The organism is Polaribacter sp. (assembly GCF_051251875.1).
GTDB lineage: Bacteria > Bacteroidota > Bacteroidia > Flavobacteriales > Flavobacteriaceae > Polaribacter.
The window spans coordinates 25,874-51,335 of record NZ_JBPOGL010000026.1 but is presented as its reverse complement, the minus strand read 5'-3'; the positions used below and the strand labels follow the sequence as shown (position 1 = coordinate 51,335).

Sequence of the window (25,462 nt, the reverse complement as noted above, 5' to 3'; positions counted from 1 at the left end):
AAATGGTGATTTGAAAACACCTTGATGCTCTATATTTCTAATTTTGTCAATATCATTCAAAGACTTTTCTAAACTTATAAAAGTTTACTTTTTTAAAAATTAGTTAATTTGATTTAAGTTTATCATAAACTATAAATACCCATTTTAATTAAAATAAGGGGAAAAATAATTAAATATTTTAGTGAATTTAAGATTTATTAAAATTGAAATATATAATTTTTTAAACGAAGGTTTTTTATTTTGTAAAAAATTCATCCTTACTGTTTTGTAATAATAATCCAAATTATTATTAATTGTGAAGGAAGTATTATGTCCGTAAAAAAAGGCTTTTGTAGAATCTAAAAAATAAACATATTTATATTTTTTTATAATTTCAAAATATATATTTAAATCAATACCTGCACCATATACTGTAAAATCTAAGTTTTTCTTATTAGGGATTGTATATTTTATACTAGAAAGCAAGTCTTTTCTTCTAAATAAAGCTGCACCTGGAGAAACTGGGACATTAATATCTAATAAAAATCTATTTTCAATTTTTTTTGATAATACTTTTTTAGAAAAATTATATGTTCTGTAAAAAAGTCTTTTTTTAGAATTTGTTTCAATGATTATAGGTGTATATACAAAACCTACATTATCATTTTCTTTCAAAACTTTTACGGTTTCAGCAATATAATTTTCATGTAAAGTATCATCTGAAAAAAGAAGTTTCAAATAATCTCCGGAACTTTTTTTTATGCAATTTACCCAATTACTTACTGGCCCCGTGTTTGTAGAACTTTCGAATATTTTAACTTGTTCTTTATTGATATATAATTTTTTGAGATGTTTAACAGTATCATCTGAACTACAATTATCAGAAACTATTATTTCAATATTTTTATAAGTTTGATTTAAAGCAGAGTCTATAGCTCTTACAACCAAGTCCCTCCTATTATATGTTGGTATTAAAATACTTACTAAATTCGAACTATTCATTATTCAGGATTAATATTTAATTATTATATTTAAGTTTAAAAAAGCAAAATTATGATAACCATTCTAACATTTTTACTAATCCCTCTTTAGTTTTAACTTTGGGCTTCCAATTGGTTAAATCAGATATTTTAGTATTATCAGCAACAAACAACAACTGATCACTCTCTCTTTCTGGAAGTCTTTTGAAATCCATTTTAATATCTAATTCTTTTTCTAAGAACTTAAAAAGTTCTAAAAGAGAAAGACTATTACTAATACCGCCACCAATATTAAATGCTTTTCCCTTTACACTATCGATGTTCTCTACGCTGGCAAAATAAAGAGAAACAACATCTTCTGAATGCAAAACATCTCTTACTTGTTTTCCAGAACCAGATATTGTAAACTTATCTTTATTTACTTTATTCTTAATATCTATAGCTTTTTGGCAGAACCAACCTATCCAACCTTGATCTATAGTCGAATGTTGATTACCACCATACATAGATGAATGTCTAAAAACTACCGTTTTAATTCCATAAATTCTATTAAAATCTAGTAAATATTGATCTGCTGCACCTTTAGAACAACCATAAGGTGAGTGAAAATTAAGTGGTAAACTTTCATCAAAGCCATTAAGATACTCTTTACAGATATATCTTGATTCTTGTTCAATAAAGGTCAATTCTTCAAAATCTCCATATACTTTATTTGATGAAGAATAAAGAACCATTGTATTTGGCGAGTATTTTCTTATTGAATCAAGTAAATTAAAGGTTCCCATTGCATTGATTTCAAAATCCAGTCTTGGATTAGAAATTGATGTTGTCATTGCAACTTGACCTGCTAAATGAAAAACAACATCTGGTTTTTCATTTTTTATAACAGTTTCAATATCATTTAAATTACGAATATCAAAAGGGTAATATTTAAATTCTCCTTTTTCTTTTAACCATTCTAAATTTAATGAACTTCCGTGTCTGAATAAATTATCAAATACGACTAATTCTTCACCTCTTTTTAAGACTTCCGCAGCTAAATTACTACCTATAAAACCACAACCTCCTGTTATTAAATACTTCATGTTATTTTTTTAAAATTTTTTGAATTCCTTCTTCAATGGAAATTTTTGGCTTCCACCCTAAACGTAATAAATTTGAATTATCTAATTCTGGAACCATTATATCTGAATCTCTATAAGCTATAGCCCCAAATTTAAGTTTAGTAATTATTTTAATATTATTTACTTTTTCTAATTGGTTAGCAACTAACAATACAAAATCTTTCACTCTTATAAATAAGTTTGTTCCAACATCAAACTCATTCCAATTATCTAGATTATCTCTAGATTGTATTACGGAATTAAAGGCTGAAACGACATCATCAATATAAATAAAATCTCTTTTTTGAACTCCTGATGTTAAATTAATTGCTTTTGTCCCATTGATCATTTCATCAATCAACCACGGCAGAAATTTTTTAGTATCATCTTTAGGACCATACATATGTTCAACCTTTAAATTTATAATTTGAATATCATTCGAGAATTTTTGCAACCAATCTGATAATTGAGATTTAGACAAACTATAATTATTTAAGTTTCTTGGTAATAATGAATCTGTATTAATAAAAGTTTTAACCTTATTTTTAATTCCTAACTCCATTAAAGTTAATCCAAAAATTAAATTTGAATTAACTATTTCTACCAAACTTTCATTTCTCCTTCCATAACTACAGGCTGTGTGTACAATTACATCTATTTTATTTTCTTCAAAAACGATATCTAAACTTGATAATAAATCTATATCGTAAGATTTAACTTCTTTTAAAAGATGATTTATTCTGTAAGTCTGAGAAGTTGATCTTTTTAAAATTACAGCTTTAAAACCTCTTGATACAAAACTTTCCAATAAATAGCTTCCTAGGAAACCTGTAGCTCCAGTTAAGAGTATATTCATAATTCAATTAAAAATTTAATCCAAAAAATTCTTCTAATTTCTCTACCACAAAATCTAAATGATCTTGATTAAGTGCTGGTTGTACTCCAATCCAAAAAGTATCATTCATCGTTTTGTCAGTGTGCGTTAAATCTCCTACAACTCTATACTCAATATCTTTAAAATAAGGTTGTTTTAATAAATTACCTGCAAATAACAAACGAGAACCTATTTTATGAGAATCTAAAAATTTTGTTACATCAACTCTTTTAACACCACAGCCCTCTTTTAATGTTATTGGAAAACCAAACCAAGAAGGATTGCTATTTGGTGTTGGTTCTGGCAAGTGTATAAAATCATTTAAACTTTGTAATTTACCATGTAAATAAGCAAAATTAGCTCTTCTAGCTTTAATAAAACCTTCTAACTTCCCTAATTGTGCAACTCCACAAGCGGCTTGCATGTCCGTAATTTTTAAATTATATCCTAAATGTGAATATACATATTTGTGGTCATAGCCAAATGGTAATTCACCGTGTTTTTGTTCAAAACGACAACCACAAGTATTGTCACATCCTGGTGGGCAATAACAGTCTCTACCCCAATCTCTATAAGATTCAGCAATTGCTTTCAATTCTGGGTCATTCATAAAAACGGCTCCTCCTTCTCCCATAGTCATATGATGAGCAGGATAAAAACTTAAAGTACCAATATCGCCAAAAGTACCACATTTTTGTCCATCATATTCTGCACCTAAGGCATCACAAGTGTCCTCAATCAACCACAAGTTGTATTTCTTACAAAGTTCAACAACCTTACCTAAATTAAAAGGATTCCCTAAAGCATGAGCCAACATAATAGCTTTTGTTTTCGGAGTAATTGCAGCTTCTATTAGATCTGCATTTACATTGTGTGTTGCAATATCTACGTCTACAAAAACAGGAATTGCTCCAAATTGTACAATTGGATTTACAGTAGTAGGGAAGCCTGCCGCAACACCAATCACTTCGTCTCCTTTTTTAATTGCTCTATCTCCTAATTTTGGAGATGTTAACGCGCTAAATGCAACCAAATTAGCCGATGAACCAGAATTAACAGACAAACAGTACTTAACACCTAAAAAAGCTGCTAATTTTTCTTCAAATTCTTTATTCCATTTACCAGTAGTTAGCCATCCGTCTAAAGAGGCTGATACCATATTTTGCAATTCTTCTTCTCCCAATACTTTTCCTGAAGGAGGAATCACTGTTTCATTAGGAACAAATCCTTTTGGTTTGTATACTTCTTCAGCGTATTTAGCGACTAAACCTGAAATTTCTAATCTTAAATTATCTAATTTTTGTTGTGATTCCATTATTATTGGTAATATTTATTAATTTCTTTTATACATTCTTCTCTAACATCAGCTCCTTTAAGGAATTTTTGATGCCAGTTAATTATTAATTCTAATGTTTCTTCTAAGTTCCAATTTGGCTGCCAATTTAATCTGGTTGCAGCTTTTGAACAATCTAATTTTAAAAACCCAGCTTCATGAGGATTGCTATTGGTATCTAGTTCCCAACTAGCTCCTTCTCCCCAATTAGAGACCATTTTATCTAAAATCCAATTTACAGGTTTACAACCATCATCTTTAGGACCAAAATTCCAACCTTCAGCAAATTCATCTCCATGAATATATAATTTTTCTGCCAAAACCAAATATCCCGAAAGCGGTTCCAATACATGCTGCCAAGGTCTGGTAGACAAGGGATTTCTAATAACTACAGGTTCAGATTTTTCAAAAGCATTTAAAATATCTGGTATCAATCTATCATCTGCCCAATCACCACCACCAATAACGTTTCCAGCTCTTGCAGAAGCTAAAGAAGCTGTTTCTTTTGTATTAAAAAAAGATCGTCTATAGGCTGAAGTTACCAATTCGGCACACCCTTTACTACTACTATATGGATCATGACCTCCCATAGGTTCATTTTCTCTATAGCCCCATTCCCATTCTTTATTTTCATAACATTTGTCCGTAGTAACAGAAACAATTGCTTTCAAGTTGGAACATAACCTTGCTGCTTCCAAAACATTTACCGTTCCAATAACATTTGTTGTATAGGTTTCTACAGGTTCTATATATGACAAGCGTACCAATGGCTGCGCAGCCATGTGAATCAAAATATCTGGACTAAAATCTGACATACTTTTAGAAATTTTTTTCAAATCTCTAATATCTCCAATTTCAGATTCTATACCTTTTGCTACTTGAGCTTTATGAAACAAAGCAGGTTCTGTATTTGCTTCTAAAGAATACCCTTTTACAATAGCTCCCATAGATTCGAGCCATAAAGTAACCCAACTTCCTTTAAATCCTGTATGACCAGTTAAAAAAACTCTTTTCCCTGCCCAAAAAGAAGCATTCACTTTTCCTTTTAATCCTTCCATACTTTCCAAGGTGCTTTATTTGTATCCCACAATTCTTCCAAATGCGTTTTATCTCTTAATGTATCCATTGGTTGCCAAAAACCCTCATGTTTAAAAGACATTAATTCACCGTCTTTTGCCAATCCTTTAAGGGGTTCTTGCTCCCAAACTGTTTTATCTCCATCAATTCTATCAATTACTTTAGGAGATAACACAAAAAAGCCTCCATTTATCAATGCACCATCACCTCTTGGTTTTTCTTGAAATTGTTTTACTGCTCCATTTACAATTTCCAATGCTCCAAATCTTCCTGGAGGAAAGGTAGCGGTAAGCGTAGCGTCTTTTCCATGTGATTTGTGAAACTCTAATAATGCCTTTATATCAATATCTGCAACTCCGTCTCCATACGTAAAACAGAAAGCTTCTTCTTCTTCTAGATAAGGTAATACTCTTTTTAATCTCCCTCCTGTCATAGATTCATCACCAGTATCTATTAAAGTAACCGTCCATGGTTCTGCTCTTTTTTTATGTACAATCATTTTATTATCTTTCATATTGAAAGTTAAATCTGATTGATGCTTAAAATAATTGGCAAAATATTCTTTTATTACATAACCTTTATATCCACAACAAATAATAAATTCATTGATTCCATAATGGGAATAAGTTTTCATAATGTGCCATAAAATTGGTTTACCACCAACTTCTACCATAGGTTTAGGTTTTGATACCGTTTCTTCACTTAGTCTTGTTCCTAGACCTCCTGCTAAAATTACTGCTTTCATAGTTTGTTTTTAATTAGTACAAATAAATGCATCAGAGAAAAAATTATTTTCTGACAATGAGTTTTTTATAAAAAGTTTTTTTGATGATTCAATCATTTCATTTGAGCCACAAGCATAAACTTGTGAAGTTTCTAATTTAATATCATGCTTTAAAACTACATCTTGAACATAACCAGTTGCTCCATTCCAAGTTTCATTAGCTCTCGATAAAACGGGTACATAATTGATGTCAAGATTACTTAACAATCCCGGGTTCCAAAACAAATCTTCTTCATATCGAGCTCCATTGAATATCCATATTTGTTTTTCTTTAAAGTTCTCCGGAAATTCTAAAATCCCTTCAATAATAGACTTTACTGGAGCTATTCCTGTACCTGTTGCTAAAAAAATAATATTTTCACTATCGGAATCTCGAAGAAAAAAAGAACCTAATGGACCTTCTATTCTTAACAAATCATTTACTTTAGCTTCCTCAAACCAATATTTACTCATCAAACCATTTTCATATCTTTTGATATAAAACTCCAATTGATTATTATTTAAAAAATTATTAGCAACAGAGTAACTTCTAGTTATATTTCCTTTTATTAAATTTACGTATTGACCCGAAATAAATTTAAAATTAGCATTTGGTGGTAACCTTAAAATTACTTTAATTACATCTTTGGTAATCTTCTCAATTAAATTGATTTTGGCAGGAACAATCTTTTTATCGTATAAAACAATATCTCCTAAATCTTCAATATCTAAAGATAGATTTGATAATGGTTTGGCATTACAGGACAATACAAATCCCTTACTTTTTTCTTCATCCGATAAAACCAATTCATCTAATTTATTAAAAGTATCTCCTTCTAACACTTTTACTACACAACTTCTACATCTAGCCGTAAGACAACTATGCTCTAAAATGATTCCAGCTGATTTTGCTGAATCAAATATAGTTGTTTCCTTTTCGCAAGAAAAGGTCTTATTATTCTTTAATCTTATTTCAAACATAAAATTTTATTTCTATGATTCATTATATTATAATAACCTATCTTTCAATCTTGAATAGACAGAAAACTTGCTTTTATATTCTTTTAATAATTTTTTATCAGCCTTGACTACTGTATCAAAAACAAAAATAGATTGATTACTTGTATCTAGAACAGTATCAAAACGTATTGTGTTTTTTGTATGAGTTGCTTCCTCTCCAAAACCTATACTTACAACCTTTGATAAAGAAGGAAAAATAGTATATTGGTTCCTCTTAAATTGATTGTAACACCACCTAATAGCCCATGAATCAATAATTCCTTTCATTTGATTACTTAACATCCTAGACAAATCACTACCTCCTCTGTTAAATTTAATTTTTGAAAATATAGATTTATTAAATTCATGATAATCTTTAATCTCCCAATCAATATCATTCCAAGATCTACTCCAAGCTGCCCAACCCCAAGAAGAAGCTCTATAACCAATATAATAATCTTTTTTTGTTTTTTTTAATGATGTTAAATTCATTGAATATCCTGAAATTGAAAATACCTGATTATTTTCTTTATAAAAATCAAGAGCCTGATTCATAAAATCTAAAAAGTTAGGTGATGTAATTAAATCATCTTCTAAAACAATTACCTTACCATATAGATTTATAACCTGACTTACTCCTGTTATTATTGATTTAGCAAGTCCTTTATTCTCTTTAGGCTCAAAAATAGTAATCTTTTTAAAACCTGTAATTGTTTTTAAAAAGGATCTAACTTTATTTATCTTTTCCTTTCCTTCTTCGTTTTTCCAACCGTCAGAAAAAATGTAGAGAACACTTTTGGGTGCTAAATTATTTAATTGAAGAGCTTCTACAGTTTTTTTTGTTTCTTCAAATCTATTATATGTAAAAAGGCATATAGGTGCGTATTCTTCATTCTTTTTCATATAGTATTTAATTTTTAACTCTATAAGATATATTCATTTTATGATAGCAGAGTATGAGCAAAGTTTTTAGGTGTATGTTCTTGTAAAAATGTATCTGTAGATCTACTATTGTACTCAATTGTTTCAATTTTACTCATGGCATCTGCTATATTTTTAGGATCGATACTAGCTAAACAAACCCCCATTTTATTCTCTTTTATGATTCGACCAATTAAACCCAATGATGGTCCTATTACTGGCTTATTCGCATACATAGCATGTCCTAAAATACCACTAGAAGCCTCTGGATTTTTGTAGGGCATTAAAATATAATTACTTTTTAGAAACAAAGAAGCCATTTTGGAATTAGCTACAAAACTATTATCCCAAATCAATTGTGTGAATGTTTTTTTATTTGCCAATTCTATATCTTCTAAAATTTGTTTTTCTAAAATTTTATCACTCGTTTTACCCACTATTAAAATAGTAGTTTTTTTTTGAATTCTTTCTTCTAATAAATATGTAGCAGCAATAATCTCTATCACACCTTTACGATCTGACAATGATCCAAAATGTAAAAAAACGCTTTTATTTGCAGCAATATCATATTGATCTTTTAAAGAAAAATTTTTAATTGGTTTTATTATTGGTATTGGGTCTACCAAGTACTTAAATACATCTTTCTTTTTAAACTTATTATTAAGCATTAATGCACTTTGTTTATCGTTTAATAAAAAAATTGAATCTATACTTTTATTATGCATCGCCAAAAGAAGAGGATACAATCTTCTTAAATAGTAATAATAACTTTTTAAAGAACTTATTTTCATATTTGTAAATTGCATAAATAGAATACCTTTTACTCTACAAGCCATTTTTACAAATCCTAGCCCAATTTGAAAATTATTGAAAAACATTAAATAACAAACATCTATATTTAATTGATCTACATAACTTTTTACAAGTTTTGTATTATTTATTGATTTTTTAACCTTATTACCAACTTCTATACTTTCAATTTGTAATGTAGAGACTTCTATAAAAATAATATTCTTAAATGCAGACACTAACTTAACTCCCTCTGTATTGGTTGATAAAAAATTTTGATGCACCACAAAATAATAATTATTTTGGGAGTTGTTATTAGTAGACAAATATTTTAGAATATGATTTATATATTCTATATGATGTCCTGTAATTTGTATGTCAAAAAATAATAAGTTCATGTTTTTTTTAAGATCGTAATATGAAAATTAGTTATTAATTTTAATAAAATTATTTTTATTTGCATTCAGAATATGTAAAAACACCAAAATTAACAATGCTCTAATAAAACCATTATTAGATAAAATAGAGCCTTTAAAATTACTAATAAGGATTAAAACAAATGAACTTGTAATTAAAACTTTATACCTAATGTTTACATTTTTCATATTTCGAAATAATACTCTTTTTAGATTATAGAAATAAACAAAAATATAAACTAAACCTCCAAATAAAAGATAATTAATATACCCCATATCAGAATTTTCATCATATTCATTGCCAAACAAGTATCTACCCTCACCAAAAATAAAACCTGAAGTTGTCTTTGGCCAAAAAACCATTTTATCAAAAAGTGTATACAAATGTCCTTTAGACTTACCAGAGCCAACTCCTCTAAAAAATGTTTGTTCAAAATTCTCAAAACCTATAACTTGAATCATTAAAAAACCACAAAAAGCTAAAAAAAAACCTGCAAAAATTAAAATTCTAAGATATTTAAATATTAGTTTGAAAGAATTTCTTTGGGAAGGTAAATACAAAAAGTAAACTAAAAAGACCACAGGTAAAGCAAACAAGCCAATTCTTGCATTAAAAATAATACTAATTAAAATAAAGGGAATGTATTTTACGTACCTATATTTTCTATTTATAATCTCAAGAAAAATAATCATTAGTACTAAACCCTGAAAAACAGGAAAGGCAAATAAATACTCAGATGAAAGGCCGAAAATTCTAAACATAAAAATACCTTCTTTAGACTCCTCTAAAAAAGTAAGATTCATTAATCCTAAAAGCATATTTTTTGCAGCTGGTGCAACAAACATAATAGAAGCTATCATACCTTGTACAAACCCAACTATTACAAAACCTTCTAATAACTTATCCACCGACCATTTTTTATGATGCAAATATACCGCTAATGCTAGACATATAAAAAATGCGTTTACTAAAAGCCTCAATTGCTTAAAGTAATACAAACTTACTAATTCCATGCGGTACGCATGTGTATGAATTGAATCTATATAATAAGAATAGGCTATTATAATAATTTGTATAATAAAATATAAAATAATTCCTTTTTTAAGAAATGCACTCAAAAACCATTTAAAATGTATAATAGACCATACAAACCCTAAAAATATTAGTAAATATTCTGGTGATATTACTAAAAATTTTAAAGGTGGGAAATAAATTGCTAAAAACAATATAAATATTACAAAGAAAAAAACAACCCTTTCCCGATTTATCATAACTCTTTCTTAATTTTTAATTTATTCTTTTTTCTTAATAAAATAAACCTTTATGAAGCTAATTATTTATGTTCTGTAAAACAACATCTCCAAAAAAATAAACCACGGTCTTTACTTATTACAATTTTTTCTATAATATTTACTTTAATAACTTAAGAATTTTCATCTTTATGAGAATAGAAATTCTATATCCAAAAACATATTTTAAAATTCTAATAATAGGATGCTGTAACTTATTTAAACTTGCAAAACCCAAATCATTAATTTTATCAATTCCATTTTGCACCTCTTTCGAATTCATCACAACAAGTCTTTCACAAAGACCATTCATCATCTTAGCTATATAATAATTCTCATTTAATTTTCCATTCAGGATAATAAAATCCGCGCAAAGATAAAAGGATTTTATATAACTCTCAAAATACAACACATCTTTCTTTTTAGCTGTAATGGAGTTTGGATTTAATATTCTGTAAAAGACCTCTCCTTTATTAGAATAAATTCCTTTTTTAGAATTTAAAATAACCCGTCCAAAAAAGTCCCCATCTTGATTTCTAGATAAATCTTGCCTCCAATCTCCAGTAGAAATTATTAGTTTTCTAGGGACTAACCAACAACTGGTTTGCAACCAACCTGTTTTTAATAAATAATTAAAAAAAGTAATAGACCTAGTATAGTTTATAGATATAGAATTCTGATTCAATATTGATTTCTCTATATCATCTGTAAATCTACTGTATTTACAATAAGAAATAGTTGAATCATCTTCATTTTTTAATATATTTATTTGGCCCTCAATTTTATCATCACTCAATAAGTCATCTGCATCTAAATATTGTATAAATTCTCCTTTAGATTTTTTAAATGCTAAATTTCTAGCAGCTGGTGCTCCAGAATTTAACTGCTTGTATACCTTTATAAATTTGTATTGCGCAGCATATGTTTCACAAATCTTATAGCTCGAATCTGTTGACTCATCATCAACGATAATAATTTCAATATTTTTATATTTTTGACTTAAACAAGAATCTAATGTTTCATTAATATAATCCTCCGAATTATACATAGGAATCAAGATTGAAACTAATGGTTTTATACATTCTTCCATAGAATTATTATAAATTAATTATTTTTACGTGATAAACACAATAAACTCTTGTTATTAATAATTATTACTAACTTTAAAACTTATTAAACAAAAATAAAAATCTAATTTTTCTAATTGTATTTGTTTAGATTCGTTCATAAGCTAAATTAACTTTTCTTTAATTATTTTTTTATAATTTAAAGATTCATCATTTTTGTTGTCTATAACAAGTTTTCCTGCAATTTCTTCTATATAAGTAAACAAGTTATTCTTTTTAGTTGGGTTAAAATAAAGAACTTCCTTATTATCAATTAATTCTTTATAAAAATTATATCCTATTTCTCCTATTACTACATTAATGTTCACTTTTAATAAAGTCGCTTCTAAAATACATCCTGAAAAGTGAGATAAGTGTGCATAACAATTTGTCAGAATAAGTGGTAAAGGAGTTTCTGTACCATAATCTATCTTGACTTTATCTGAAAGATTTTCACTTTCTAATGTTAATAACAACTCTTCAATTTCTAGTTTTTTCATTCTTGGATGTAATCTCAACCACCAAATATATTCATTTGAACTACTTTTAATTCCCTTAATTATGTAATCATGTAAAACTGGAATACTATTAGTTTGCATAGAATACATAATAATTTTTTTTTCTGTATTTAAATCTATTCTGGCATCAGACAAATAATCCGCCCAAATATTTCCACCCAGTATTGTTCTATGGTCTTTAGTTTTAGAAAACATTTTATTTAGAGAATTAGAAGAACTCTTATCCCAACTCCAAAAAACATTAGGTAAAATTGTAAATCCATTTTCAGGAATATTTAAAAAATTATAAAAAGGATGAAACTCTCCTTGACCACCATGCTGCATATCTATAGAAGTAATACCTCTCTTTTTAGCTGCCAAAATAAAACCAAAATGTGTAATAGTGTAATAGCATAATAAAAAAACTCTTTTAGGTCTTATTTCTTCAAGAAGGAAATTAGCTATTTTTTCCCACAGGAGTAATCGATTAAACATTTCATTTATATCTTTTTTTATTGTTTCTGAAGGAACTTCAATCTGTTTTGATATTTTTTCTATTACATAATTAAAATCTTTAAAATCTTTAAAACACAAAGATTGACTTTTTCCATTTATTCTAAAATAAGCATGATAGCTTTCCAAATTCATCAATCTATGTTTCTTATAATAATTTCTATTTACTTGAAACATACCTAGAGATAAAGAATTCTCTGAATTTTCAGCTTCATAAAAATCCATCATAGGATCAAAATGTTTATTAAATGTATTACCTTCCCAAGAAACTCTAAAATGTTCTTCACTCAAAAATAAATTATCAACACTTTTTGGTTTACTTATATTTACATTATAAAAACCGATAAAATAGTTATAAATAAGCTTAAAGCCTCTTAAAATTTTACCTTTATAAATACTAATTTTACTTGGTTTTTTCCTTTCTGATTTATCATAATTAACAAAAAAACCTTTCATCTTCAAAATAAGCCATATGGGAACACCCTTATAATTCCATTCATGAACAGGGTGATTCTTTTCTATTGAACCAAGTAAATCTATTATCTTTTTTCTTTCTTTAAACTCCATTATAATTACTAAATTTAATGATATTGACCAATTTCATTTAACTTATCATAGTGATTAATATCTCTTTGAGAGAAAACTTTAGCTGGATGTCCTCCAGCTATTGAGTATTTTGGTATGTTATTAACCACTACACTACCTGCTTGTATTATCGCACCTTCTCCGATGGTAACACCTCCTAGAATTATAACATTATTTCCAAACCAAACATTATTTCCTATAAATGTTTCTTTTAGAATATAAGTATTATCATAAGGTATTGCAGTTCCTTTATCAAAATTATGAATACTTGTTATTATTTGACAATTCTTACCTGAATGAAAATTATTTCCTATAACAACCTTTCCCTTACCATTAAACATCATGCCATTAAAATTAACATTATTACCTAAAAATGTTTTATTGTTAACTAATGATTTTCCGTTAACTTTTAGACCTGAACCTACTGATTTTGCCATTTTAATAATATTATAATGGTAGTATTTATTTAAATATTTCTGATGAATTTTTAATAATTTGAAATAAATTTTAATTAAAATCATGAATTTTCTTTGTTTTTATAAAAAAATATAAAATTACCAATGTTATTAATGTAAAGATTATAGATAATAAAAATTTTAACGAAGTATTGAATTCTACAATAAAATAAACTATTACAGTTAATAGTACTGTTGTCAAAAGCCAGTAAAGTTGATAGTAATTAACTTCATTCTCTTCCTTAAACACTTTTAGATAATAGCCGGCATACCCCATTAACATTAAAGATAAGAATGTAGTAAAAGCAGCAGCTTCAAAACCAAACACGGGAATAAAGATAAAATTTAACCCTAAATTAATTAGACCAACAGTAAATGTTAGTTTCCATAAAAAATTAGTTTTTTCTTTATAAAATAGTTTGTTTACAGCACCTAAATACATGGGTCTATAATTGTAAGACATGGCTATAATTATAGCCAAATAATACATTTTATTTAATACATCATTATTAATTAAAATATTAAATATTTCTTTCATCCACATACAACTTACAAATGTAATGTAAAAGAAACCTATCTGTAATATAAAAATTAAATCTCTAGCTCCTCTATCATTCTTTTCTTTATACATTTTATTCATCATTGGCCCGACGGCATAACCTGCTGCAACCCCCAAAGAACTATAAAGATTCCCAATGCTATAGGCAATATTGTATTTACCTATATCTCCTGTTGATGTTTCAACTACATCCATTACCATTCTATCTGAGCTTTCTACCAAGTAAGCTGAATAATGATGTGGAATTATGGGAATTGAAACTTTTAAACTTTTTTTTATTAACCTATATTTGAAATTATAAATAGGAGAAATTTTATATTTTATATTTATCGGATACAAATAAGAAAAATTAGTTAATAATCCAACAATACAGTTTGTCCAAAACCACCCCATAAACCCTATTTTTAAATAACTTATAAAAAACAAGTTCATAATAACAGTCAAAATTCCAAAAACCGAAGTTCTTAATGCGATTTGTAAAGGTTTTTGTTGTAATTGATAATAGGTCATTCCAACTAATGAAGTTGCCTTGAAAAAAATAAATGGTGTTACAATTAATAAAACTAATGTAATCCTATTCTCAATAGCTTCAATTGGAATTATTAAATAAACAAAAAAACCTAATAAAAAAGAAAATAAGAGATTCCAAATATTTAAAAAACCATAGATCTGTCTCCAAACCCACTTATATTGACCAGGATAATAATAAAAACCATTTACTAAAATCAACCTAAGTCCCAATGTAGAAAGAACTGAAACAGCAGCTGTATAAGCCGTAACTACTCCAAAAACTCCGTAATCTACATCCGTTAAATCTTTTGTTATTATTGGTAATGCAAGTAAACTAAAAATTTTTGGGATCTGTGGTGCTAAGCCGTATATGGCAGTATGAGAAACTAATTTTTTTAACATTTATTTTCTTTTGACTCCTAAAAAAAGGAAAATAATTTAATTAAAAAAGAAGAAATACCTTCAGTAATTAAACAAATAAGTATTTCTTCTTAATTATTTTAATATGATTAATTATTTTCTATTTTTCAACTTTTCTCTTTGAACAGCTTCTATAGCTAAAATATCTGTTTGCTTGTAAGTAAGTGCTTTTTCAACAGCTCTCAAATCTCTTACTAACTTACGTAAACCTGCTGGCTCTAAAGAAGCAGAATGGTCTGTACCTTTCCAAGTTCTGTCTAAAGTATAGTGTCTTTCTACCCATGTAGCACCTAAAGTATACGCTGCAATGTCAACAGCTATTCCTAGGTGATGACCTGAGAAACCTATTTCCTTTACTCTATGTCCATATTTTTCTTTTAAAAGTGTAATATCTAACAAACAAACGTCCTCAAAAGGAACTGGATACCCTGATGTACAGTTATACAATACCAAGTCTTTATTTTTCCCTTTGCTTTCAAAGAAAGAAACCAAGTCTTCTATTTCATCCTTAGTAGTCATTCCTGTAGAACAATGAATTTCTCCTCCATAATTCTCACATAAATAACCTAACATTTCATAATTATTATTACATGCAGATGGTATTTTTATTAACTCAGGATTTAAACTTGCTATTTCTTTTGCAGATGTTAAGTCCCAAGTAGAAGTAGACCAAACAATACCTAAATCCTCACAATATTCTTTTAGCTCTTTATTTTGTTCTAAAGAAAACTCTAGAAACTCTCTATGAGCTCCATAAGTCTCTCCATAAGAATTTACAGGATTTGGATGAACTGCGTTGTATTGCTCTTCTGTTAAAAGTTCTTTATTGTTTCTCTTTTGAAACTTTACAACATCTGCTTTACAAAATATTTTTGCAACTTTAATCAATTCCTTTGCAATTTCCATATCTCCTTTATGGTTGCAACCTATTTCAGCAATTACTTTAGCTCTATTCATTTTTTAAAAATTTAATTATTCAATTATTCAATTATTCTTTTATTATAATTTATAATAAACTGGCAAGCTTCCCTTATTGCTTGGTCTCCTCCATTATTATTTAATATAAAATCACAATAGGGCTTTACCTCGTTTACAGCATCATTGGGGCAAAACCCCCATAATACAGAGCTAATATTAACCAAATCATTTACATCATCTCCAACGTAAGCAACTTCATTTCTTGTTAGAGAGTATTGCTTTAAAACGTTGTCTAATCTAGAGTATTTATCTTTAACCCCCATATAAAGTTCTAACTTTAATTTAGCCATTCTTGAGGCAACTATTGGTGAATCTTCAGAAGTCATTACAATTACATTAACACCACTTAGCCTTAAATTTTCTAATCCCATACCATCACGCAAAGAGAAAAACTTTTCAAGCTCTCCACTTCCAGTTACCCCAACAGTACCAGGTGTAAAAACACCATCTACATCTAATACTAACAACTTAATTTTAGAAATTGATTTTTTAAAAGAGTTAAGCCTATTTAATAATAATTTTTCTATTATCAATACATCACTAATTTCGTCTATCTCTGTTAAAGTATCCTCAGGCATCTCTATCATAGAGATATTACCTCCTAAACGATTTTTAGATTTTAAAAACTGTTCTTTTGTTGAGGCATAAACAGCTCCGTTTTCTATTCTTAGTCCCTCAAAATCCTGCCTTCTAGGTCTAGATTTGTAATCATAGTTTATACTTTTTGAATCTTCACTCCAAATAAAACGCTTTGTTTTCACTACGGTTAACACTGAATCAAAATCGTTATCATTAATATCAGCCAAAACATTATTAATATCGTTTCTACAAGTTAGAGGCGATGTAGCTTGTAATAAACAAATAATTTCGAAATCCCATTGTATTTTTTCTGCAAATTCAAACATGGCAGCCTCTGTACTAGCTATGTCATTTGCATTTTCCGCAGACCTTTTAATTACCTTTACTTTATCAGTCCAATGGTATTCTTTTTCAACTTGATCAATAATTTCTTCATCATCAGTAAAAATATAAACCTCATCCAATTTTGAAAAAATTGCCTCACCTAAGCACCATTGATAAAGTCTTCTTCCTAAGATCTTCATCTTATTTTTACCAGGAATTCCTTTAGAACCTTTCCTCAATGGAATTATAGCTACTGACTTTCTAATATTCTTGTTTAACTCCATATTCATTATTATTATTATTATTATTCAATCAAAAAAAACTAAAATCACCAATTTTTTTTATTGAAAATCATTCTTATTCTTTTAACTTTATTCAGCCTGCTTTAAAATTTCATGACCTGCTTTTAATAAATCAACATCTTTCTTCATTAATGCAACATCTCCTTCCATCATGTCTTTCACTAAAGAAGCTAAATCATGCTCAGGAATCCATCCTAATTCTTTTTTAGCTTTTGTTGGATCTCCAATTAATAAATCTACTTCTGTTGGACGAAAATAAGATGGGTCTACAGATAACACTTCTTTCCCTATTTCTATTTGAAAATCTTTATGGTTACAAGCTACTACAAAAGCTTTTTCATCAACACCTTCTCCTTTAAATTCTACTTCGATGCCAACTTCCTCAAAAGCCAAACGTACAAAGTCTCTTACAGTTGTTGTTACACCTGTTGCAATTACCCAATCTTCTGGTTTATCTGCTTGTAAAATCATCCACATCATTCGAACATAATCTTTGGCATGGCCCCAATCACGTTTTGCTTCTAAATTTCCTAAAAATACTTTTTCTTGTAATCCTAAAGCTATTTTAGCTACTGCACGCGTAATTTTTCTTGTTACAAAAGTCTCCCCTCTTCTAGGTGACTCATGATTGAATAAAATACCATTACATGCAAACATGTCATAGGCTTCTCTATAGTTTTTAGTAATCCAAAAACCATATATTTTTGCAACTCCGTATGGAGAACGTGGATAAAATGGAGAAGATTCATCATAAAAACCTCTTTCATTTTTATTTTCTGGCATACCACCATATAACTCAGAGGTAGATGCTTGGTAAATTCTTGTTTTCTTTTCTAATCCTAAAATCCTTACAGCTTCTAAGATTCTTAGCGTTCCTAATCCATCAACATTACCTACATATTCCGGTGTGTCAAAAGAAACCGCTACGTGAGACATGGCTCCTAGATTATAAATTTCATCTGGTTGGCATTCTTGGATAATACGAGTCAAATTCATAGAATCTGTTAAATCTCCATAATGTAATTTCAATCTTTGATCTGGATCGTGTGGATCTTGGTATAAATGATCTATTCTATTGGTATTAAAAAGAGATGATCTCCTTTTTACACCGTGTACTATATATCCTTTTTCTAATAACAATTCTGCTAAATAAGATCCATCCTGACCTGTAATTCCTGTAATTAATGCTACTTTCATGTTCGTTGTTCTTTGTTGGTTGATCGTTGTTCGTTTTTCGTTGGTCGTTATTCGTTGTTCGATGGTCGTTATTCGTTTTTCGTTGGTCGTTATTCGTTGGTCGTTATTCGTTGTTCGTTGTTCGATGGACGTTGGACGAGAAACGATGGACGAAAAACAATTTTTCACTTTAGTGATTTTATTAATTTATATAACATCATTTTAATTCTCGTACAAAGATCAAACAATTTCTTATATTCTTCTTTAGAAATATACTCTAAATCTTTTGCCAAGAACAATTGATAATTGGCTTCTTCTAACGAGCCTTTAGCAATATATAAAAACTGAATAAATTCCTTTTTATACTGCCTCCCTTGCCCTTCTATGATATTTGTTGGAACACTACTAGAACTTCTTCTTACCTGATTGGTTAATCCAAATTTTTCTGAAGAAGGAAAGTTTTTTGAAACTTGGTATACATCAAGAGTTAACTGATGCGCTAGTTTCCAAACCTCTAGTTTACATTCCATATTTGTTGGTCGTTGGTCGTCTTTCGATGGTCGATTTTCGTTGTTCGTTGTTCGTTGGTCGTTAGTCGATGGACGAAAAGCGATGTACGAGAAACGATTTCGTTATCCGTTGTTCGTTTTTGGTTGTTCGCTGTTCGTTGTTCGTTGTTCGATGGACGGCAAACGAAAGACGAAATACGATTTTTTATAATTTAACTTCTTTAAAATTTTCTATATTTTCCAAAAACCAAGTATACGTTTTTTGTATTCCTGGTTCTAATTCTGTTGAATATTGCCATCCAATTTCTTTCATTTTAGAAACATCCATCAATTTTCGTGGAGTTCCATCCGGTTTTTCTGCATCCCAAACAATTTGTCCTTGATGACCTATTACCTTTTGAATGGTTTCTGCCAATTGTTTAATAGTAATATCTTTACCAGAACCTACATTGTATAAATATTCTGGTAATTCATTTTCCAATGCATAAACTACAGCTTCCGCCATATCATCTACATATAAAAACTCGCGCATAGGAGTTCCGCTACCCCACAATTCAACAGGCTCATTGTTCTTAAGTTTAGCTTCATGAAATTTACGAATCATTGCAGGCAATACATGAGATGATTTTAAGTCGAAATTATCATGTGTTCCATATAAATTTGTAGGCATCAAGCTTACATAATCTTTTTGAAATTGCTTTCTTATGGCCTGACATGCTTTTACTCCTGTAATTTTTGCTATTGCATACCACTCATTCGTTGGTTCTAAAGTATCTGTTAACAGATACTCTTCCTTTAAAGGCTGTGGAGCAAATTTTGGATAAATACAAGAACTCCCTAAAAATATAAACTTATCAATTCCTGTTTTTAAAGCACTGTCAATTAAATTATTTTGAATCTGCATATTTTCCATCAAAAACTGATATGGAAAATTATTATTAGCCAAAATACCTCCTACTTTTGCTGCGGCATCTATAACTACTTCTGGTTTTTCTGTATGATAAAAATTAAGTACCGCTACCTGATCTTTTAAGTCAAGTTCTTTACTAGATTTTCCGATTAAGTTTGTATACCCTTTTTTTTCTAAAGTTCTCCATACCGCAGAACCTACCATACCTCTATGCCCTGCAATATAAATTTTAGTATCTTTTTTCATCTGTTTTATTTCCCTATTTGAAAATATTCAAATCCTTTTTCTTCTAAGTTAAAAGCATTGTATTGATTTCTACCATCAAAAATAATTGGATTCTTTAGTTGTTGTTTAATTTCAACAAAGTCAGGAGATCTAAACTCTTTCCATTCCGTTAACAAAATTAAAGCATCCGCATCTTGTAACACTTCATATTTAGAAGTACAATACGTTATATTTTTAGCATCTTTTAAGTAAAATTCTTTTGATTCCTCAATTGCTTTTGGATCATAAGCTTTTACTTTTGCCCCTCTTTTTTCCAATTCTTTTACAATATAAATTGCTGGTGCTTCTCTCATGTCATCTGTACCTGGCTTAAAAGCCAATCCCCATAAACCAAAAGTCATTCCTGATAAATCTTCTCCAAAACGTTTTACAATTTTATTTGCAATCACCAATTTTTGAGCATCATTAACATTCTCTACAGATTCTATTAAGTTTGCTTTATATCCGTTCTCTTCTGCAATTTTCTTTAAAGCTTTTACATCTTTAGGAAAACAAGAACCTCCGTAACCTGCTCCTGGATATATAAAACTGTAACCAATTCTTTTATCTGAACCAATACCTATTCTAACCATATTTGCATCCGCGCCTACTCTTTCACAAATATTAGCAATCTCATTCATAAATGAAATTTTTGTTGCTAGCATGGTGTTTGCAGCATATTTTGTCATTTCTGCAGAACGAATATCCATCGTTATAAAACGATCATGAGTTCTAAAGAATGGAGAGTATAATTGCTTCATTAACTCAAAAGCATACTCAGAATCAGCTCCAATCACTACTCTATCTGGTTTCATGAAATCATCTATAGCTGCCCCTTCTTTTAAAAACTCAGGATTAGAAACTACACTAAATTCAATCACTTCATTTCTTTTATCAAGCTCTGCTTGAATAGTTGCCTTTACTTTATCTGCCGTACCAATAGGAACAGTAGATTTATCAACAACAATTAATCTTTTATTCATTGTTTCACCTATAGACTTTGCTACAGCTAAAACATATTGTAAATCAGCAGAACCATCATCGCCCATTGGCGTACCAACCGCTATAAAAACAATCTCTGCATCACTAATAGCATTTCCTAAATTGGTCGTAAAAAATAAATTTTTATTCTTTACATTTTTTAAAACCATTTGTTCTAAACCTGGTTCAAAAATTGGAATAATTCCTTCCTCTAATTTTTGAATTTTCTTTTGATCTATATCTACACACGTAACTTTGTTCCCCATTTCAGCGAAACAAGTACCAGAAACTAAACCAACATAACCTGACCCAACTACAGTAACATTCATACTATTTATTTTTTTTTTTAAAATTTCTTTCTTTTTTCACAATTTGTAAACAAGACTTTACTTAAAACTGTGCAACTATTTAATTTTCTAAATACTTATTATTAGAAAACTGATTTAATATTTAGCTTCTACGTCTAAATACCTCTTTATAAATCTATGGTAATTTCATTCTAATTAAGACACAAAAAAACACTTAGAAATAAGTGCTTCTTTTTTAAATCTAATTATTTTTTAACAACCAAGAAGATGATTGAATTTTATCTCCTAAACCATCTATTAAATCAATATTTAACTCTTTACATACAGGTGCTTCTGGAATAGAATTATTATCTTGATCTCCGCCATTTGCAAAACCCAATTGATATTCATTTCCATACTTCTCATGAATAGCACGTATAGATCCACAAACGGTTCTATCTTTATCTACAGAAACCATGGCTTTGTCTACCGACTTAATATTTTGTACAATAAACAAACGTTCTTCTTCCTTTTGAAACTCCTTAGAACCTTTTAAACCCCTTTGAAAATCGCTATTTACAATTACCAACAATTCATCGGCCAAAGCTTTTGCATTATTAATATACTCTAAATGTCCTTTATGAATAGGATTAAAATAACCAGAAACTATGATTAGCTTTTTCATTTTTTTTGCAAATATATGTTTAATTTTTAAGTGTCAAAATAGGTTTCCCATTCTTTTCTCCTTTAATAGTAGTAAATAAGAAATCCATATTTAAAGCACAATAAAAAAGTAAATATTACTTTATTTGTCCTTCTTTTTTAAATTTTCTTTCTCTTGAACCTCTTTACGGAGTCCACTACTTGAAAAACGGTGCTCCCTTTTATTAAAGAACAAATCGATCCCTTTTTCTTCACAATATTTTCTTCCAGTAAATTGCTTGCTAGCATATTCATCTCCTATAATACGCACATCTACTTTAAAAGACCTTAAAATATCTTCTAAATCTTGTTCTGTTGCGTAAGGCACAATCTCATCTACAAACCTACATCCTTTTAACTGTATGTATCTCTCAACAACCGATTGTACTGGCATATTTTTTTCTGGACGATCTAAAGTAGGATTGGTCTGTAATCCACAAATTAAATAATCACATTCCATTTTTGCCTCTTCTAACATTTTTACATGTCCGGCATGAAATAAATCAAAAGCACTAAAGGTAATTCCGATTTTCATAAATTTATTTTTTTTGCAAATATATGTTAATTATTTTATAATAAATAGTGCTTTCTAAACGGGGATAATTTCAATATTAAATTTGATAACAATGAAAAAAACAACCATATAAACCTAAGAATCTCATAAAGAGAGACTTACATCTAACAACTTACAAAAATATAAATCTAAATCAATCAGGAAAAGCCGTATTTTCAAAATTTAAAGAAAATACCACTTTTATAAATAAAACTCTAAAACGAATTCTATCAAGATAAGCCATTGCTTTTTTCACTTGTTAATAAAGGGATTTCAAAGATTCTATCTTTCATAAAAAAGCAAGCTTCAATAAAAAATTTTTACTAAAAATTTAATCATTTATTAACACCACAAAAATCTAAAACCACTTTATCTGCATCTACAGGCAATGTTTTAAACTCATTATGGGCAACAAGATACGCTACAATATCTGCTTTTTTAAATGCTTCTTTATAATTTGTAAGTTTAAAAATAGTATGTTCTGTAATATTGGGTTCTACAATAAAATATTCTTCATTGTTGGTATTTTGTAAAACTTTCTGAGCAATGTATTTTGCTGGAGATTCGCGTAAATCATCTATATTGGGCTTAAAAGCCAATCCCATTAAAGCAATACTAGGTTTTCTACCATGTTTTAATTCAAATTTCAACTTTTCATTCTGAATTTTTTCTGCACACCAAAAAGACTTGTAATTATTTACTTCTCTTGCCATTCCAATAATTTTAGATTCCATTGGGTAATCTGACACAATAAAATAGGGATCTACAGCAATGCAATGTCCGCCTACGCCACAACCAGGTTGCAAAATATTTACCCTTGGATGTTTGTTTGCTAAACTTATTAATTCCCAAACATTAATACCCGTTTTATCGCAAATTAAAGAAAGTTCATTTGCAAATGCAATTTGAACGTCTCTAGATGAATTTTCTATTAACTTACACATTTCTGCTGTTTTTGAATTTGTAGCATGCAATTCTCCTTTTACAAATTGCTTATAAAATTCTATCGCTTTTTGTGTAGATTTTTCATCAATACCACCAATAACCCTATCATTATGCACCAATTCGTGCATTATATTTCCTGGTAAAACTCTTTCTGGGCAATAAGCAATGTTTAATTTTCCTTTTAATAATGGTCTTATTGTATATATAAGATTCATCATTTTTTCTGTTGTGCCAATTGGTGATGTAGATTCTATGATATATAAATCGTCTTCTTTTAAAAACGGAATAATATTTCTTGTAGCTGCGTCTATATAAGAAATATCAGGTTCGTGATTTCCTTTAAACGGAGTGGGTACAACTATTAAATAAACATCAGCTTCAACAGGTGCTGAACTAGCCTTTAGAAATCCATTGTTAACAGCATTTTCTACTGCAATATTTAAACTTGGCTCTACAATATGTGTTTTCCCTTGATTAATAGTATTTACAATGGATTCATCAATATCTACCCCATGAACATGAATACCACTTTTAGCAATTAATGCCGAAGTAGGTAAACCAATATACCCCAATCCAATTGTTACTACTTTTACTTTACTCATTTATAAATTTGAAATAAAATCAATAATTCTTTCACAAGCTTTTCCATCTCCATAAGGATTATGTAAAGAATTCATAGAGTTATATTTAACTGAATTATCTAATAATTCTTGTGTTTCTTGTATAATTTTTTTGGTATTTGTGCCCACCAAAATAACCGTACCAACTTCTACCGCTTCAGGCCTTTCAGTTGTGTCCCTCATTACCAACACGGGTTTTCCCAAACTTGGTGCTTCTTCTTGTACGCCACCACTATCTGTTATAATTAAATAAGACAGTTTCATTAACCAAACAAATGTAGGATAAGAAAGCGGTTGTAAAAGATGGATATTTTTAACACCTCCTAAAAGTGTATTTACTGGTTCTAGAACATTCGGATTCAAATGAACTGGATACACTATTTCTACATCAGGATTTTGAATTGCAATTTTCTTAAGAGCCTCACAAATATTTAAAAATCCTTGACCGTGATTTTCTCTTCTATGTCCGGTTACTAAAATAATTTTATTCTTAAACGGAATTGTCTTTTTTATAGAAATAATTTCTTCATTTTCTAAATCTACAACCTTCAAAGAACTTTCTAATAATGCATCAATTACTGTATTTCCGGTAACTAAAATAGTCTCTTTTACAACATTTTCTTTTAATAAATTCTGTTGAGCTTTACTTGTAGGTGCAAAATGATAACTTGCAATTCTACTTGTTACTTGCCTATTCATTTCTTCAGGAAAAGGAGACAATAAATTATTTGTTCTTAAGCCTGCTTCTACATGACAAACTTTTGATTTTGCATAAAAAGCAGCAATACTTGCAGCCATACTTGTAGTTGTATCTCCATGAACAAATACAAAATCTGGTTTAAATGATTCTAAAATAGGTTTTAATCCTTCAAGTACTTCCGCTGTTAAGTTGTATAAATTCTGATTCGGTTTCATTAAACTCAAATCAAAATCTGGAATAATATTAAAAAAACTCAAAACTTGGTTTAACATTTCTTTATGTTGACCAGTTACACAAACCTTCGTTTCAAACCTACTATCACCTAAAAACTTATTGATTAATGGCGCCATTTTAATTGCCTCAGGTCGTGTTCCAAAAATAATAAGGATTTTCTTCTTCATTTCAATCAATTGATAAACTGATACTATTTAAACCCAAGTTAATTAAAGTTGAAGTATTGCTT

At 28.9% G+C, this 25,462-nt stretch carries 24 protein-coding genes; all 24 read right to left on the bottom strand.

Going from position 1 to position 25,462, the window contains the following annotated elements; genetic code table 11:
* Positions 1–144 precede the first annotated feature (144 nt).
* Entirely contained in the window at positions 145–981 is an 837-nt protein-coding gene (locus ACSHW5_RS12015; RefSeq protein WP_435676381.1) for a glycosyltransferase family 2 protein, read from the bottom strand.
* Positions 982–1,030: 49 nt separating this feature from the next.
* Positions 1,031–2,044, bottom strand: coding sequence for a GDP-mannose 4,6-dehydratase (locus ACSHW5_RS12010; RefSeq protein ID WP_435676380.1), 1,014 nt, complete (start codon positions 2,042–2,044; stop codon positions 1,031–1,033).
* Position 2,045: 1 nt separating this feature from the next.
* Positions 2,046–2,918 (bottom strand): NAD-dependent epimerase/dehydratase family protein, encoded by an 873-nt coding sequence (locus ACSHW5_RS12005; RefSeq protein WP_435676379.1) that lies wholly within the window; start codon positions 2,916–2,918, stop codon positions 2,046–2,048.
* 7 nt (positions 2,919–2,925) lie between these two features.
* Positions 2,926–4,251, bottom strand: coding sequence for a lipopolysaccharide biosynthesis protein RfbH (gene rfbH / locus ACSHW5_RS12000; protein WP_435676378.1), 1,326 nt, complete (start codon positions 4,249–4,251; stop codon positions 2,926–2,928).
* A gap of 2 nt (positions 4,252–4,253) precedes the next feature.
* Positions 4,254–5,327 (bottom strand): CDP-glucose 4,6-dehydratase, encoded by a 1,074-nt coding sequence (gene rfbG / locus ACSHW5_RS11995; RefSeq protein ID WP_435676388.1) that lies wholly within the window; start codon positions 5,325–5,327, stop codon positions 4,254–4,256.
* Positions 5,315–6,091, bottom strand: coding sequence for a glucose-1-phosphate cytidylyltransferase (rfbF, locus tag ACSHW5_RS11990; protein WP_435676377.1), 777 nt, complete (start codon positions 6,089–6,091; stop codon positions 5,315–5,317). The genes rfbG and rfbF overlap by 13 nt, the downstream gene beginning before the upstream one ends.
* A 9-nt stretch (positions 6,092–6,100) precedes the next feature.
* Positions 6,101–7,090: an FAD-binding oxidoreductase gene (locus ACSHW5_RS11985; RefSeq protein WP_435676376.1), complete on the bottom strand. Its 990-nt coding sequence runs from the start codon at positions 7,088–7,090 to the stop codon at positions 6,101–6,103.
* 27 nt (positions 7,091–7,117) lie between these two features.
* A complete protein-coding gene (locus ACSHW5_RS11980; RefSeq protein WP_435676375.1) occupies positions 7,118–8,011 on the bottom strand; it encodes a sugar transferase in 894 nt (297 codons plus the stop codon).
* 38 nt (positions 8,012–8,049) lie between these two features.
* On the bottom strand, positions 8,050–9,216 hold the full coding sequence (locus ACSHW5_RS11975) for a glycosyltransferase (protein WP_435676374.1): 1,167 nt from the start codon (positions 9,214–9,216) through the stop codon (positions 8,050–8,052).
* Positions 9,217–9,243: 27 nt separating this feature from the next.
* Entirely contained in the window at positions 9,244–10,143 is a 900-nt protein-coding gene (locus ACSHW5_RS11970) for a hypothetical protein (protein ID WP_435676373.1), read from the bottom strand.
* Positions 10,144–10,645: 502 nt separating this feature from the next.
* The gene (locus tag ACSHW5_RS11965; protein WP_435676372.1) at positions 10,646–11,614 is read right to left on the bottom strand and encodes a glycosyltransferase family 2 protein; all 969 of its coding nucleotides are present in this window, start codon (positions 11,612–11,614) and stop codon (positions 10,646–10,648) included.
* A 141-nt stretch (positions 11,615–11,755) separates the two neighbouring features.
* Positions 11,756–13,096, bottom strand: a complete 1,341-nt coding sequence (locus ACSHW5_RS11960; RefSeq protein WP_435676371.1) for a hypothetical protein — start codon at positions 13,094–13,096, stop codon at positions 11,756–11,758.
* 125 nt (positions 13,097–13,221) lie between these two features.
* Positions 13,222–13,662 carry an acyltransferase gene (locus tag ACSHW5_RS11955; protein ID WP_435676370.1) on the bottom strand — a complete coding sequence of 147 codons (441 nt, stop codon included), beginning with the start codon at positions 13,660–13,662 and terminating at the stop codon, positions 13,222–13,224.
* A 70-nt stretch (positions 13,663–13,732) separates the two neighbouring features.
* Complete coding sequence (locus ACSHW5_RS11950) at positions 13,733–15,151, bottom strand: lipopolysaccharide biosynthesis protein (RefSeq protein ID WP_435676369.1); 1,419 nt, start codon at positions 15,149–15,151, stop codon at positions 13,733–13,735.
* A gap of 111 nt (positions 15,152–15,262) precedes the next feature.
* On the bottom strand, positions 15,263–16,126 hold the full coding sequence (locus tag ACSHW5_RS11945; RefSeq protein WP_435676368.1) for an N-acetylneuraminate synthase family protein: 864 nt from the start codon (positions 16,124–16,126) through the stop codon (positions 15,263–15,265).
* A 23-nt stretch (positions 16,127–16,149) separates the two neighbouring features.
* The gene (locus ACSHW5_RS11940; protein WP_435676367.1) at positions 16,150–17,334 is read right to left on the bottom strand and encodes a cytidylyltransferase domain-containing protein; all 1,185 of its coding nucleotides are present in this window, start codon (positions 17,332–17,334) and stop codon (positions 16,150–16,152) included.
* Positions 17,335–17,421: 87 nt separating this feature from the next.
* Positions 17,422–18,549, bottom strand: a complete 1,128-nt coding sequence (gene gmd, locus ACSHW5_RS11935; protein ID WP_435676366.1) for a GDP-mannose 4,6-dehydratase — start codon at positions 18,547–18,549, stop codon at positions 17,422–17,424.
* 164 nt (positions 18,550–18,713) lie between these two features.
* Complete coding sequence (locus ACSHW5_RS11930) at positions 18,714–19,058, bottom strand: four helix bundle protein (protein ID WP_435676365.1); 345 nt, start codon at positions 19,056–19,058, stop codon at positions 18,714–18,716.
* A 184-nt stretch (positions 19,059–19,242) separates the two neighbouring features.
* Positions 19,243–20,193, bottom strand: coding sequence for a GDP-L-fucose synthase family protein (locus ACSHW5_RS11925; RefSeq protein WP_435676364.1), 951 nt, complete (start codon positions 20,191–20,193; stop codon positions 19,243–19,245).
* Between the two features lie 5 nt (positions 20,194–20,198).
* Positions 20,199–21,521 (bottom strand): UDP-glucose dehydrogenase family protein, encoded by a 1,323-nt coding sequence (locus tag ACSHW5_RS11920; protein ID WP_435676363.1) that lies wholly within the window; start codon positions 21,519–21,521, stop codon positions 20,199–20,201.
* A 220-nt stretch (positions 21,522–21,741) separates the two neighbouring features.
* Positions 21,742–22,164, bottom strand: a complete 423-nt coding sequence (locus tag ACSHW5_RS11915) for an adenylyltransferase/cytidyltransferase family protein (RefSeq protein WP_435676362.1) — start codon at positions 22,162–22,164, stop codon at positions 21,742–21,744.
* A 120-nt stretch (positions 22,165–22,284) separates the two neighbouring features.
* Positions 22,285–22,716 (bottom strand): adenylyltransferase/cytidyltransferase family protein, encoded by a 432-nt coding sequence (locus tag ACSHW5_RS11910; protein ID WP_435676361.1) that lies wholly within the window; start codon positions 22,714–22,716, stop codon positions 22,285–22,287.
* A gap of 353 nt (positions 22,717–23,069) precedes the next feature.
* Positions 23,070–24,281, bottom strand: a complete 1,212-nt coding sequence (gene wecC / locus ACSHW5_RS11905) for a UDP-N-acetyl-D-mannosamine dehydrogenase (RefSeq protein WP_435676360.1) — start codon at positions 24,279–24,281, stop codon at positions 23,070–23,072.
* Positions 24,282–25,400, bottom strand: coding sequence for a non-hydrolyzing UDP-N-acetylglucosamine 2-epimerase (gene wecB / locus ACSHW5_RS11900; protein ID WP_435676359.1), 1,119 nt, complete (start codon positions 25,398–25,400; stop codon positions 24,282–24,284).
* Positions 25,401–25,462: the final 62 nt, after the last annotated feature.